The organism is Pradoshia sp. TA40_28, assembly GCF_059694525.1.
Window position 1 is genome coordinate 42092 of sequence record NZ_JCATZO010000012.1, and the last position, 14296, is coordinate 56387.

Genomic DNA, 14296 nt, shown 5'->3' on the forward strand with positions numbered 1-14296 from the left:
AATTAAACGCACTATTCTTCCGCTCTTTCAGGCTCATATCCGCACCCTTAATAGCCACATATCAATATTAAGATCCCATATATCAAGGCATTGATCTAAAATGACTTGATTATAAAGTTTGAATGAAGAGGGAGGAGCGAATCTTTGTCTTATTTTAAGAATATTTTGGCAATAAATCGTAGTTTACGCATAGGATAGAGTAATCAGACATTGATTTGATTTAAAAGAATCCAAACTAAAAAATATTGATAAATGCTTTATAGGAGGGGAAAAACGATGTCGGATAAGAACAATAGCCATCAGTTCGCCATTTCAAAGGAAGATTGGGCCCTCCATCGCAAAGGTTTTGATGATCAGCAAAGACATCAGGAAAAAGTTCAAGAAGCGATACGAAATAATTTACCTGATCTAATAACTGAGGAAAGCATTATTATGTCCAATGGTAAGAATGTAGTAAAAATCCCGATTCGTTCTCTTGATGAATATAAAATTCGCTATAATTATGATAAAAATAAGCATATTGGTCAGGGTGATGGAGATTCCCAGGTTGGAGATGTAGTTGCAAGAGATGGAAGTGGGCAAAAGGCACCGGGAAAGGGAGGAGAAGCGGGAGACCAAGCAGGAGAGGATTATGTAGAGTCTGAAGTTTCTTTAATGGAAATTGAAGAAGCATTGTTCGCAGAACTCGAGTTACCCAATTTAAAGGAAAAAGAACAAGGGGATCACACAATCGAGCATTATGAATTTAACGATATTCGAAAAACAGGTTTAATGGGGAATGTAGATAAGAAAAGAACAATGATTAGTGCTTTTAAAAGAAATGCTTTAGGGGGTACTCCTGGATTCACACCTATCTTTCAGGATGATCTTAAGTTTAAAACGTGGAATTCAGTTGAGAAGCCAGAATCTAAAGCGGTCGTATTAGCCATGATGGATACATCCGGATCGATGGGGTTATGGGAAAAATATATGGCACGCAGCTTTTTCTTTTGGATGACTCGATTCTTAAGAACCAAGTATGAAACAGTTGATATTGAATTTATTGCGCATCATACAGAAGCCAAGGTGGTTGAGGAGGAGGATTTCTTTTCTAAAGGAGAGAGTGGTGGAACGATTTGTTCCTCGGTTTATCGTAAGGCTTTAGAAATCATCGAACAAAAGTATCCGATGGAACGCTATAATATTTATCCTTTTCATTTCTCAGATGGTGACAACTTAACTTCAGATAATCCTCGCTGCCTTAAACTAGTTGAAGAATTAATGGGTGTATCCAATATGTTTGGGTATGGGGAAGTTAACCAATACAATCGTAATTCCACATTAATGTCCGCTTATAAAAATATTAAGAATGAAAAGTTTCAATACTATATATTGAAGCAAAAGGCTGATGTCTTTCATGCAATGAGAAGCTTCTTTAGAAAAGAAGTGGAGAATACTGGTTCATAATATAATAATTAAAAAGACTGACGGTAAGGGCAGATTCAATCTTGCGCCTTGCGTCAGTCTTTTTTAATAGAATAATTATTTCATTTCCATCATTGATACAAGTTTCTTAGATAAGGTTAAAAGTATTAGGCCGAAGAAAATGGCTACACCGCCGATTAGGGCGAATACTTCAAAGTATCCAAGTGATTGAGTGATAACAGCTAATTGACCAGCGATGATGTTAGCGAAACCAGATGAAGCTAACCATACACCCATTAGCAGAGAAGCTAATTTAACTGGTGCAATTCTACTTACAAGGGAAAGTCCTACTGGAGATAGGAACAATTCACCCATTGTATGAAGGAAGAATGTTACCACGATAAACATGATGTTTGCTTTTTGTTCAATGCTTGCAGCATCGTTACCCGTTTGGAAAATCGCAAATAATAAAACGATATAACCTAAACCGAGTGTAATCATACCCATTGCCATCTTAGTTGGAACTGGAATATCACCACGTTTGGAACTTGCAAGTTTAACCCATAATGCTGATACAAGTGGTGCCAATAGGATGATGAATAATGGGTTAAGTGATTGGAACCAGGATACTGGAACTGTCCACCCTAATACATTACGATCCACAAAATCTTTTGTATATAAAGTTAAGGAACTTCCGGCTTGTTCAAAACCAGCCCAGAAGAAAACTACGAAGCAAGTAATGATAATGATTACCCATGTACGTTGTTTCTCACTGCGAGTTAATGGAGCATTGGATTTATCTTTAGATTCATTTGTTTGATTAACTGATGGGCGTTTACCGGCATCACCTAAGTATTTATTAGCAAATAGGTTGAATAGAACTTGACCGATAATCATACCAATCGCTGAAATTAAGAAACCATATTTGTAGCCATACGTCATAACACCGTTAACTGTAGTAGCAAATAAATCTTCTGAAACAAAACCAATGATTAATGGGGCAAAGAAAGCACCAACATTAATACCCATATAGAAGATCGTATAGCCTGCGTCACGGCGAGATTCATTGCCTTCATATAATTGTCCAAGCAATGTAGAAATATTCGGTTTGAAGAAACCATTACCTGCGATTAACAAGGCTAAGCCAATGTATAAAAATGTTTGACTTTGATGGCTGAATAAAGCAATATTACCTAAAGCCATCATGACTCCACCAATCGTGATTGATAAACGGTGGCCCAGATAACGGTCTGCTAACCATCCGCCAATAAGCGGTGTAAAGTAGACAGCACCAGTGTAGAATCCATAGATACTAAGAGCTGTTTTATTATCAATACCTAATCCTCCGCTGACTAATTCAGTAGTCAAATAGAGAATTAAAATGGCGCGCATGCCGTAATAACTAAATCTTTCCCACATTTCTGTTAGGAACAATAAATACAATCCAGGAGGATGCTTCTTCTTGCCTAGCTCCTGAGCTTGAGTATTAGCTGACATTTTATTTCCTCTCCTTAGTTCATTTAACAACATAGATACTATTTTAAGAAAATTTTCAATAAATAACAATAGTTTTTTTAACGCTTTAGCGAAGTAAAAAAATTCATAAATATTCAACAATTGCGATTATTTAATTAAAAATATCTATTTTCTAGCAGGTAATATGTCACTCATTGAATATAAGGATAACGTTTATGCATATAAATACATTTCGTATAATGGTAGTTTAACACAGACTATTATATCGAAAAAGGAAAAAACGTAATTTAATAAAAGTCAGTCTATTGGAAAAAGTCTTACAAACAGTGTGATAGTAATGAAAAGCACCTGTGTCATAATTAATTTACTGAAATAGGATTACTTTTCCTAAAAAAGGGAAAATATCCGAATAAAACAAAATATATGTTTAAAAGAGGGATTAGTGAAATGAATAAAACAGAAAACCGATTACATATTTCATCTGAAATAGGTCAACTAAAAAAAGTACTTTTACATAGACCGGGTAAGGAAATTGAGCATGTAATCCCTTCAAATATGGAAAGATTGCTTTTTGATGACATTCCCTTCCTTCCGAAGATGCAAATGGAACATGATGCATTTGCTGCAGAACTAGTAAAACGGAATGTAGAGGTCGTCTATCTGGAGAGTTTAGTTGAAGAATCATTTACCACTCAAGAGGTGAAAATGATGTTAATCGATACCTTTTTGCGGGAAAGCAAACATCACCTTGTTGGAAGCTATGAATTGGTTAAAGAATACCTTGAGAGCTTATCCGATACAGAATTGGTAAAGAAATTAATGGAGGGTGTGTTAAAAAAAGAATTGGATGATCATAAAAAGGTACATCTTGATGACTTTTTATCAACCTATTATCCTTTTTATATTGACCCACTTCCAAATCTGTATTTTACAAGGGACCCTGCAGCGATAATTGGAGAAGGGATGACCATCCATAAAATGTCCACGGCAGCGAGAAAAAGAGAATCTCTATTCTGGGAATTTATTATGAATCACCATCCTGAATATCAGACTCAGAATTATTCGCACTGGTTGGATCGTTCGGACCCGTTTGCAATAGAAGGAGGGGACATCCTTATTCTCAGTGATGAGGTTGTGGCGATTGGAGTCAGTGAGCGAACATCTGCGCGAGCTATTGAAAGGATGGCCTATAATCTGCTTAGCGGTTCAACGACCTATAAAAAAGTACTGGCTGTCGAAATACCTAAAAAGCGTGCATTTATGCATCTGGATACAGTTTTCACCATGGTGGATAAAGATAAATTCACTATTCACCCTGAAATTGAAGGTACAAATGGTCAAATGAACATTTTCATCTTAGAGCTGACAGATCAAAAAAGTATCCAAATATCAAGAAGATATAATTTAGTAGATACATTGAAGGAAGTATTGAGATTAACAGAACTGGCTTTAATTCCTTGTGGCGGAGGGGATGATATCTTTTCACCGAGAGAACAATGGAATGATGGATCTAATACTTTGGCAATAGCACCGGGTGTTGTGATTACATATGATCGTAATGTGGTAACTAATCAACTATTGGAAGACTATGGAGTGGAAGTTATCCAAATCCCAAGTTCCGAGCTTTCTCGGGGCCGAGGAGGCCCTCGTTGTATGAGTATGCCTCTTTTGCGGGTATAAAGAAATAAAGAAGAAGGTGTCATGGTGATTTTACCATGACACCTTCTTTTTTTAGTGATAAATATTCCTAGTTTATACTTCCTTGAGTTGTTCGGTTCAAAGCTTCTGTAATTGTTTTATAAGGATATCCAAGGTCTCTCGCTACAGCTTCAAAGGTGACGTAACCGTTTAGCGTGTTAACTCCTTTAGCTAATGCGGGAATATCCTTAATAGCTTGATGTGCTCCCTTATTAGCGATTTGGAGGGCATAAGGAATCGTCACATTAGTTAATGCTAGAGTAGAAGTCCTAGGGACGGCGCCCGGTATATTGGCTACTGCATAATGAATTACACCATGTTTGATATAAGTCGGATGATCATGCGTGGTTATATGGTCAACTGTTTCAAAAATACCACCCTGGTCGATTGCCACATCAACAATCACTGAGCCCGGTGTCATAGCTTGTACCATAGAATCTGTCACCAGCTTTGGAGCTTTAGCCCCAGGAATAAGAACAGCGCCAATTACTAAATCTGATTCAGCAACTGAATCAGCAATATTGAAAGGGTTAGAGATAATGGTAGTCACTTGGTTGCCAAATATATCATCAAGCTCTCTCAAGCGATCTGGGCTTAAATCAATGATGGTCACATCTGCCCCTAATCCAATGGCAATTTTGGCAGCGTTTGTTCCAACTACTCCACCGCCAATGATGGTCACTTTTCCTCTTTTAACCCCTGGAACACCACTTAGTAATATACCTTTTCCACCATGTGGCTTTTCAAGAAATTGTGCACCGAGCTGGACAGCCATTCTGCCGGCAACTTCACTCATTGGTGTTAATAATGGCAATGTTTTTTCTGTAGAGACTGTTTCATAAGCGATTGAAAATACCTCTGATTCTACTAATGCTTTTGTTAATTCAGGACAGGCAGCCAAGTGAAGGTAGGTAAATAAAATTAAACCAGTACGAAAATATTTATATTCCTCTGGCAGAGGTTCTTTAACTTTCATGATCATTTCTGCTTTTGTCCAAATCTCTGCAGCACCAGGATAAATCACAGCACCTGCAGATTCATAATCTGCATCTGTAAATCCACTGCCCATTCCAGCAGAGGATTCAATCATGACCATATGTCCAGCGTTTACTAAAGTCACTACACCTGCTGGAGTTATGGCAACACGATTTTCGTTGTTTTTAATTTCCTTTGGGATTCCTATCAGCATGTTTTATCCTCCAGTCTTATCTTATATATAGATATTATAATCCGCATTTTATCTGAATAGTATGTTAAAAACAGAAAATTTAAAAATAACGTTTTGTGAATTTTCACAAAACGTTTAATTATAATAGGTTGCTAATTTTATTTCGAGCAGAAGGTGGGATGTTATCTTATTATCCTTTAAATCATAATGACTGATGTCAGCTATTCTTTTTAACCGATAGGAAAGAGTATTAGGGTGAATATGTAGAGTGATAGCTGTGACAGCTGGATTGGAATTATTGGTTAAATAGGTTTCTAAAGTATCGTAAAGCTGTGTTTGATGTTCTTCATCATATTTTTTTAATGTTTTCAGACCAATAGGGAGCTGTTTGGTCTGACTAGTACGTTTTTCATTAATGATAGGAAGGTATTGATAAAAACCAAGTTCATCATACCAATATACATTGGCCAGTTCATTTTTATATCTTTTTTTTAAACTAATGACTTCCAGAGCCTCGGAATAACTTTTATAGGTATCTATATAATCGGAATAAAGTGTTCCGCAACCTTCTGTACAGATCATGACATTAAAACGATCTTTCATATCAGCCGTAAAGGATTGAATAAAAAAGGATATAGAATCTTTCGGTTGATCCTTATTGGTATTTATTAAAAGGATAAGCTTATTTTGATCGAACGTATGGAAGACAATAGACACTTTTTGTGTGGTACTGATAAGATAGACAATTTGCTTATCCAAATCGAGATCGATAGGGGATTCAAATTCAATGACAAGAATGGTGTAGTAGTTAGATAAGGCAAATGGAAATTTAATTGCATCTGTAAGGATTTCCTTCTCGGTCGTATAATGTCCAGTTAACAGTTTCCAAAAAAACTCTTGATAGTTTTCTTCTTGGCTTTTTATACGAGATTGATAAAGCAAGAGTTGATTTTTTGCCTCTTTTGCAGCAAATACCAAAATGGATAGTTTTTCATCTGTAATGGGCGTATCAGATTCAAGAGCCCAAATAAATCCAAGTACCTCATTATTTTTCCTTATAGAAACGGCTATCCTTTTGCCAAGTCCTACTTCCTGCAAGGGATCGACAACGATTGGCTTTTCACTGTGAAGAAGGAAGGGAATGACCCCTTTTTTCCAAAGGGCATTAATGACTTTTTCAGGTACACGCCTGCCCATAATGGTTAGAATACGGGCCTGATCGGTAATATTGGTATGAGCACTATAAGCGAGTAGTTGATGATTGGCATCCTCAATTGTTATCGGATAATGGATTAAAGAACTGATCCGGTCTGCAAATTCATCTAGGCTTCCATATAATCCTTTAAAAAAATCTTTTGAATGGTACTGTTCCTCCATTGAAAAACTCCTTAATCAAAATGGTTGGTATTACCATTATACAAGAAATATCCATTTGATATGTATAATGAGCATGCTAATTAAAAAAAGGAGATTGGATATCACTCCAATCTCCTTCTAGGAAGTTTTTATTAAAACATAAAATTTAAAAGAAGATAAATCAAACCAGCTAAAGTAGCAGAAATCGGCATTGTTATAATCCAGGTGATAACCATTCGCTTTGCTGTACTCCATTTTACACCTTTAACACGGTGGGAAGCACCTACACCCATGATAGAAGATGAAATAACATGGGTTGTACTTACAGGAAGGTGGATAAAGGTTGCACCAAAGATAATAGCTGCAGATGTTATGTCAGCTGCTACACCGTTAACAGGACGAATCTTCATAATGTTACCGCCGACTGTTTTGATAATTCTCCAACCGCCTATAGACGTTCCAAGCCCCATCGCGGCAGCACAGGAAATTTGAACCCATAAAGGAATATCAGTAGAAGTAGTAAAACCATTAGCGATTAATGCCAGGGTGATAATCCCCATGGCCTTTTGAGCATCGTTAGTACCATGTGAATATGCCTGCAAAGCAGCCGTACCAATTTGAATGAAACGGAAATTTTTATTCGTTTTTGTTAAATTGTTATTTTTAAAGACTACCTTAAAGATGCTATAAACAATATAACCAGCAACAAAAGCAATGACTGGTGAGAATAATAATGCATAGATAATTTTTAGGAATCCGTCGAAATGAATCGCACCAAATCCAGCTGCTGCAATTGCAGCCCCAGCTATAGAACCGATAATAGCATGGGATGAACTACTTGGAATACCGTAGTACCAGGTGACTAAATTCCAGACAATAGCTGAAATCAAAGCAGCCATAATAACAATTGAACCATTTTCGAGTGTAAATGGGTCAACAATATCCTTCGTAATCGTTTTTGCCACACCCGTAAAAGTCATGGCCCCAACAAAGTTCATGATTGCTGCCATAAAAATGGCATGGCGAGGTTTTAGGGCCTTGGTTGATACAGCAGTAGCAATCGCATTGGCAGTATCATGAAAACCATTGATGAAGTCAAAGGATAAGGCCAATATAACAATCAATACTGTAATTAAAAGTAATGTATCCATAATTGTTTAAGAACCTTTCCTTAAGCGTTTTTCATGACGATAGTTTCTAACGTATTGGCAACAGACTGGCAGTAATCTGCAATTTCTTCTAGGTTTTCGTAAATTTCTTTATATTGGATAATGCGTATTGGATCTTTTTCACTTAGGAATAGATGTTTGACAGATTGACGATGTAGCGTATCACAGTCAGATTCATGTTCTTTAATTTTAATAGCAATTGGACGAATATCATTTAATTTTTTCGTCATCAGTAATTCTACAGCACGGTCAATTTCATGAGAAGCGTTGCGAATCTCGTCGACAAATTTCAGCATATATTCATTTGCATTGACAATTGAATACATCTCAAATAAAGCAGCACAATGCTCAAGACCATCTAGAACATCATCCATAGTCATGGCAAGCATTAATATATCTTCACGTTCAATCGGAGTGATGAAGGCATTATTAAGCTCCTTGATCACCTCGTGCACATAATCATCCCCAGTTGTTTCATATTGCTTCATTGTATCGGAGAAAATTTTTAAATCGCTGATGTTTTTTAATTTATAATCCGCGAAATAATCCGAGCTTTCTTTTAAATTCGATGAAATATTTAAAAGCATCACAGCAAATTTATCTTTCTTAGACTTGAATACCATAGTGACCTCCGCTTTCAGAAAATAATTAAAATATTTAATGCAAAGTTAATTTTAAACTTTTTATTTATGCATGGAAAGGAAAAACATTTGCTTTAGGGAATATTTACATAAATGTGGTTTTAAACAACTAAAATTTACGCTAAGTTTACAATTCTGTAACATTCGGAAATAAAGTTTACAAAAAAACATCTTTAAAAGGGTGATTTTTACATTTTATTATCTTTAACGTCTATACATTTTATTGGTGCTGATTTAAGGGAGAAGGGGGATAGTTATTGAGAAATTTATGAAGTGAGTGATAATTGAGCATTGCCGCTAGACTTTTTTGTATTTCTTGCTTATCCATTTAAATGTTTGTTGAGTATGATTTCCATATCTGGTTAGATATATGTTTTTTCAGTAAAGGCAACGTATCCAGTTTTACTATAAAAAAGCCCCCAATCCTAAAAGAATTGAGGGCTTTTGTTCACTCATCGTTGGTTTTCAATGAACTATTCGTATTATTCGCATTTATATTGTAATTGTATTTTGATGGATCTACTGGTTTAAATCCTTCTGGTGTATAGAATCTGAGTAAATCACCGTAAATAATCTTATCGGATAATGAGAGCATGGTAGAGGCATATTCCGTCATTTTTGCATACTCTTCAGTTTCTTCTACCAGATTCCCAGTGGAATCATAGTACTTACCATCAATGTATTTTACACCCGGGCTCACAAAGTCACCATCTCTAAAAGGTACAATTTCATTATGGTCTTTTGATAATAAATCAGTACCAAGTTGAATGTAGTTTTTAGAATCAACACCTAGTAAGTGTAATAATGTTGGCAGTAAATCTATTTGTCCGCCATATTGGTGTTGTACTCCGCCTTCCATACCAGGAACTCGGATGATTAATGGAACTTCCTGAAGTTCAGCAGAATCGAACTTCGTAATTTCCTCTTTATTAAGCACTTGTGCCATCGCTTCATTATGGTTATCTGATATACCATAGTGGTCGCCATAGAATACAAGTACGGAACGATCATAAAGACCTGTTTCTTTTAAATAGTTAACAAACTCTTCTACAGATTCATCTAAATAGCGAGCTGTTTGGAAATAACGGTCTACAGATCCATCTCCTGTTGTTGCCGGACCAATGGTCGCATCCTCTTCTGAAATCGGATATGGGAAGTGATGGGTTACTGTAATGAATTTTGTATAGAACGGTTCAGGCAATGATTCAAGCAAAGGCTGAGACTGTTCGAAGAATGGTTTATCTTTTAAGCCATAGTTTAAAACATCTTCATCCTTCATGTCATAATAGCTGGCGTCAAAGAAATTTTGAACACCCCAATTTTTATATACCTCATCGCGGTTCCAGAAGGATTTGTAGTTACCATGGAACACGGCAGAAGAGTATCCTTTTTCTTGTTCAAGAATTGCAGCAGCTGATTGGTATCTATTTGTACCATTCGTGGTCATTGCTGATCCTTGAGGTAATCCAAACAAGGAGTTTTCTAAAAGCACCTCTGAGTCAGATGTTTTTCCTTGTCCCGTTTGGTGGTAGAAATTATCAAAGTAAAGCGAGTTTTTATCTTTTGTAAGCGAGTTAATAAATGGTGTCACTTCTTCACCGTTCAATTTGTAATCGATCAGGAAGTTTTGGAAAGATTCCAAATGAATATAAATGACATTCATTCCTTCAGCAGCGCCAAAATATTTCTTGTTTGGTTCTGCATGATTTGCCTGTACAAAGTTTTGTACTTCTGTTAGATCACTGGAATCAGCCGATGCTTTTTGGGCATTAACCTTCATCGTCTTTAATCCATCGTAGATTGTGTAATTATAGGTTCCCAGATATTTGACCAGGTAGTTTCGGTCAAATGTTCTAGTTAATAATTGCGGACGATCAATCTCAGCTAATACGATATTCAATACGAGCATTCCGACACCAAATACGAAAACTGCACCCGTTTTACGGAATTTCAGACGGCCTTCACTTGGTTGGAACTTTTTATAAACGATCAACAAAATCAGAATGATCGTATCCAGGAAGTACAATGGGTCATAGATTCGTACAAGCTCAATGATACTTCCGAGTAATCCGCCGCCGTCTCCAACATTAAGATTTTCTGTCTGCTTTAATGTTTGCCAAGTAATAAAGTCGTTAAAGAAACGATAATAAACGATATTGGCATACTGTACAATGGATAGAATGACATTAATGAAAACTAACCATTTGAATGCACGTTTACCTTTTGCCAATAAAGCAAGACTAAAGAATATCACAGCTGAACTGATTGGATTAATAAAAAGTAAAAATTCTTGCATGGCATTCGTAATACCAAGATCGAATTCAACTAAATAACTTGTATATATTTTAATCCAAAAGAGAACAACAGCGACTATAAGGAAACCAACAGGCCCACTTAAGCTTTTCTTCGCTTTGCTCATAAATGCACTCATTGTTTCACCTCGATAATATATTTAGATTTATACTAGTCTCGCATTTTTATGCTTATTTTTGTTTGGCTAAAAAAAGAGATAACAATATTGAATTATAAACTGTATCTGGGAAAAGTCAAATGGAATTCTTTCGACAAAATTCATATAAAACCCTTATATATAAGGGTTTACATATTTAAACCAGGCCTTTGAACAGGCACTTTTTAAGTTATCTCCATTCTTTTCAGAATATTGTTATTCCCACGCTGCCAACTAAAAAAGGACATGTATTCTATGAGTTAGGCTGGGTATTAAAAGAAATTCTTGAGATAAGTGGTTGATTCTGTATTGTATGCTCTCGACATAGAGGACAAGAACATAAAATGAAGGATCAAACAATAAATATAGTGGTTCTTTTCATCTAAAAAAGTGGAGTAACACATGATGGAGAGATTGAAATTTACAAAGATAAACATATGTTTAATTTACGATTAATAGTAAAGGGTTGTTAAGAAAACGGTGGTGCATATTGATAACTGGTGGATTTGGATTAAATATCCAAATGCTTTGGAGCCATTATATAATGAAAACGCCACAAAGACAATTTGTATGAATTTAGATATTTTGTTTTGTGGATAAATTTCTTTCTAAGGAAAGGTGGATCTAGGTATTTATTTTAATCTCGAGGCGGGGAATGTAAATATATTATATTTGGATGGTGACTATTTAATCTATATATAATGTATAAATCAAATGAACCACCAATCGTTCGTTTTCCGGTTTTTTCGATTTTATCTTCCTATATATATAGTAGGAACTGAAAGTGATTATTTAACTCTTTTTTAGTGTACCATTATTCCATAATAATTATGAAAACATATTATTTACCCAGTTAGAGAATACCTTAATCCTCTATATTAAATTTACCAATAATTATTTATAGACATGTTTATTAGTGTGAAGAACGGGAATGTATAGAGTATTAACGGCGCCGTTGAATAATAACAAGACAGTAAAAAGTTTTTCTAAAAGAATAACTTATCTGTAAGTAACCACAGCTCTTGTAAATAAATATCTGAAAATAATCAGATTAGGGATAAACTTGAGTCTGTTGGCTACTCTATATATTGAAATCTATTTTTAAATAAAGAAGCAATTATCCCTAATCCGGTTCTGACAAAGGTCAGGCTATTGAACACAAATTTTAAGGAGGAATATATCATGAGTTTTATTATTTCATTAATCGTAGGCGGTATTTTAGGTTGGGTTGCAAGTTTAATCGTAGGTAAGGATGTACCAGGTGGTATTATCGGTAACATTATTGCAGGTATTATTGGTTCTTGGTTAGGAACAGCTATTTTCGGAGATATGGGACCATCAATTGCAGGATATGCCATTATCCCGGCTTTAATCGGTGCGATTATTTTAATCTTCATCGTAAGCATGATCATGAAAGCTATTAACAAAACAGCTTAAGTATCAACTAAAACTTTTTAATAAAAGCAAAAGACAAATCCTTTCTACCCTATAGGTAGGAGGATTTGTCTTTTTTTGATTGATCGGCTGTCAGGCTATTAAGAAAATGGTATTTCGCTTTCAACTGATAATTTTTCGCCGGTAAGCGGCTGTACAAACTCTAATCTGTATGCATGAAGGGCTTGCCTATTGAGACGTTTTTTTTCCTTTCCACCATATAAAGTATCGCCAACAAGGGGATGCCCAATGGAACTCATATGGACCCGGATTTGATGTGTACGGCCAGTTTCCAATTTACAGGATACAAGGGTTTGATTTTTAGATTTTATTCTTTCTAATACCTTGTATTGTGTCACTGCTTGTTTTCCGGAAGGGGATACTCTCATTTTCCCTGCGGTATGTCGATCCCTGGCAATTGGAGCCGTTATGCTATCGTGGTCTTTTTTTACAAGCCCGTGAACAAGTGCGGCATACGTTCTTTTAATTTCACCTAAAGTCAAAGCCTGATCCAAAATAGCTCCGGCATAAGCGTGCTTAGCTATAAGTATCGCACCTGAGGTATCCTTATCTAAACGATGGATATGCCGAGGCTTTATTTTTTCATTATTAATATAAGCGGTTACAGCATTCATTAGAGAGTGATGGTCGTTTTCTGAAATGGGATGTGTATTAAGGAAGGGTGGCTTGTTCACAACCATAATATCATCATCCTCATAAAGAATATCTAAATTTAATTTTAATGGAACTAATACATTTAAATCATCTGCATAAATGGGTATATAAATAATAGAAGAAGATTGAATTACTGTTGACCAGGAAATCGCCTCACCATTTAGTAAAACGTTCTTTTCCATCCGCCATTGATGCAGCATTTTCTTTGGAATACGCAGATTTTCTTTTAGTATTTTTTCTACAGATTTTCCTACCCAGTCAGATGGGCAGGTGATTAGAGCATAAGAGTCTGATTTAATTACGTTTAACATGTAAATACCTCGCTTTAGCAAAGTCAATTAGTATTATCAATAAAGTATCATGTGCTATCCTATATATGCCAACAGAGGGAGATTGCAGAAAGTTAGGGTGATCACTATGAAAATTGTCGAAGGTTCTCTTCAATTACAGGATATCGAACTTAATAAAGCAGTAGAAAAATTTTATAATGAATTGTTCCCGATGTACTTCACAAAAGAACAAATTGATTTGTTTGTCCTGAATGAAGTACTTTCTTTACCAAATTCAAATTCTTTTATCGGCACATTAGCAGGTGCCTTTCAAGCATTGTCATGTATTCAAACCTTAATGATCATTCTAGAAAATCAAAATAAAAATCCAAAGGCTGTTCAATTGTTTGATCACAATTCTAAGCTATTAAATGAACTTGGTATCTTTTTTCCGTTTGAGCATAAACATTTTTTTGGTGAGGACAGACAGATTGAACTTCCATTGTACCAGACAAAAGCAGCCAATACCTATTTAATCTAAAGAAACACGCCGAGTT

The 14296-nt window shown here is 35.6% G+C and carries 11 protein-coding genes; 4 read left to right on the forward strand and 7 right to left on the reverse strand.

Features of this window, described 5'->3' with window-relative positions; genetic code table 11:
* Positions 1 to 276: 276 nt before the first annotated feature.
* Positions 277 to 1446 carry a sporulation protein YhbH gene (gene yhbH / locus AC58NB_RS14780; RefSeq protein WP_497427590.1) on the forward strand — a complete coding sequence of 390 codons (1170 nt, stop codon included), beginning with the start codon at positions 277 to 279 and terminating at the stop codon, positions 1444 to 1446.
* Positions 1447 to 1521: 75 nt separating this feature from the next.
* On the opposite strand, the gene AC58NB_RS14785 is transcribed toward yhbH, so the two are convergent.
* A complete protein-coding gene (locus tag AC58NB_RS14785) occupies positions 1522 to 2901 on the reverse strand; it encodes a peptide MFS transporter (RefSeq protein ID WP_497427591.1) in 1380 nt (459 codons plus the stop codon).
* A gap of 426 nt (positions 2902 to 3327) precedes the next feature.
* Here AC58NB_RS14785 and arcA point away from each other — a divergent pair, with 426 nt between their 5' ends.
* A complete protein-coding gene (arcA, locus tag AC58NB_RS14790; RefSeq protein ID WP_497427592.1) occupies positions 3328 to 4560 on the forward strand; it encodes an arginine deiminase in 1233 nt (410 codons plus the stop codon).
* A 67-nt stretch (positions 4561 to 4627) separates the two neighbouring features.
* Here the strand turns inward: arcA and ald are convergent, their stop codons facing one another.
* The 5 genes from ald to ltaS form a co-directional block, all read right to left on the reverse strand.
* Positions 4628 to 5767, reverse strand: a complete 1140-nt coding sequence (gene ald, locus AC58NB_RS14795) for an alanine dehydrogenase (RefSeq protein WP_497427593.1) — start codon at positions 5765 to 5767, stop codon at positions 4628 to 4630.
* Between the two features lie 114 nt (positions 5768 to 5881).
* Positions 5882 to 7123 carry a PucR family transcriptional regulator gene (locus tag AC58NB_RS14800; RefSeq protein WP_497427594.1) on the reverse strand — a complete coding sequence of 414 codons (1242 nt, stop codon included), beginning with the start codon at positions 7121 to 7123 and terminating at the stop codon, positions 5882 to 5884.
* A gap of 131 nt (positions 7124 to 7254) precedes the next feature.
* Positions 7255 to 8253, reverse strand: coding sequence for an inorganic phosphate transporter (locus tag AC58NB_RS14805; protein WP_497427595.1), 999 nt, complete (start codon positions 8251 to 8253; stop codon positions 7255 to 7257).
* Positions 8254 to 8273: 20 nt separating this feature from the next.
* Entirely contained in the window at positions 8274 to 8894 is a 621-nt protein-coding gene (locus AC58NB_RS14810; RefSeq protein ID WP_497427596.1) for a DUF47 domain-containing protein, read from the reverse strand.
* Between the two features lie 466 nt (positions 8895 to 9360).
* Positions 9361 to 11343 (reverse strand): lipoteichoic acid synthase, encoded by a 1983-nt coding sequence (gene ltaS / locus AC58NB_RS14815; protein WP_497427597.1) that lies wholly within the window; start codon positions 11341 to 11343, stop codon positions 9361 to 9363.
* Positions 11344 to 12543: 1200 nt separating this feature from the next.
* On the opposite strand from ltaS, the gene AC58NB_RS14820 reads away from it, so the two are divergent.
* On the forward strand, positions 12544 to 12798 hold the full coding sequence (locus tag AC58NB_RS14820) for a GlsB/YeaQ/YmgE family stress response membrane protein (protein WP_497427598.1): 255 nt from the start codon (positions 12544 to 12546) through the stop codon (positions 12796 to 12798).
* A gap of 98 nt (positions 12799 to 12896) precedes the next feature.
* Here the strand turns inward: AC58NB_RS14820 and AC58NB_RS14825 are convergent, their stop codons facing one another.
* Positions 12897 to 13781 carry an RluA family pseudouridine synthase gene (locus AC58NB_RS14825; RefSeq protein ID WP_497427599.1) on the reverse strand — a complete coding sequence of 295 codons (885 nt, stop codon included), beginning with the start codon at positions 13779 to 13781 and terminating at the stop codon, positions 12897 to 12899.
* Positions 13782 to 13887: 106 nt separating this feature from the next.
* On the opposite strand from AC58NB_RS14825, the gene AC58NB_RS14830 reads away from it, so the two are divergent.
* Positions 13888 to 14280, forward strand: coding sequence for a DUF5365 family protein (locus tag AC58NB_RS14830; protein WP_497427600.1), 393 nt, complete (start codon positions 13888 to 13890; stop codon positions 14278 to 14280).
* Positions 14281 to 14296: the final 16 nt, after the last annotated feature.

Bases quoted from the DNA above. Each gene is read 5' to 3' on its own strand.
- yhbH (WP_497427590.1), top strand. From the start codon at position 277: ATGTCGGATAAGAACAATAGCCATCAGTTCGCCATTTCAAAGGAAGAT.
- AC58NB_RS14785 (WP_497427591.1), bottom strand. From the start codon at position 2,901: ATGTCAGCTAATACTCAAGCTCAGGAGCTAGGCAAGAAGAAGCATCCT.
- arcA (WP_497427592.1), top strand. From the start codon at position 3,328: ATGAATAAAACAGAAAACCGATTACATATTTCATCTGAAATAGGTCAA.
- ald (WP_497427593.1), bottom strand. From the start codon at position 5,767: ATGCTGATAGGAATCCCAAAGGAAATTAAAAACAACGAAAATCGTGTT.
- AC58NB_RS14800 (WP_497427594.1), bottom strand. From the start codon at position 7,123: ATGGAGGAACAGTACCATTCAAAAGATTTTTTTAAAGGATTATATGGA.
- AC58NB_RS14805 (WP_497427595.1), bottom strand. From the start codon at position 8,253: ATGGATACATTACTTTTAATTACAGTATTGATTGTTATATTGGCCTTA.
- AC58NB_RS14810 (WP_497427596.1), bottom strand. From the start codon at position 8,894: ATGGTATTCAAGTCTAAGAAAGATAAATTTGCTGTGATGCTTTTAAAT.
- ltaS (WP_497427597.1), bottom strand. From the start codon at position 11,343: ATGAGTGCATTTATGAGCAAAGCGAAGAAAAGCTTAAGTGGGCCTGTT.
- AC58NB_RS14820 (WP_497427598.1), top strand. From the start codon at position 12,544: ATGAGTTTTATTATTTCATTAATCGTAGGCGGTATTTTAGGTTGGGTT.
- AC58NB_RS14825 (WP_497427599.1), bottom strand. From the start codon at position 13,781: ATGTTAAACGTAATTAAATCAGACTCTTATGCTCTAATCACCTGCCCA.
- AC58NB_RS14830 (WP_497427600.1), top strand. From the start codon at position 13,888: ATGAAAATTGTCGAAGGTTCTCTTCAATTACAGGATATCGAACTTAAT.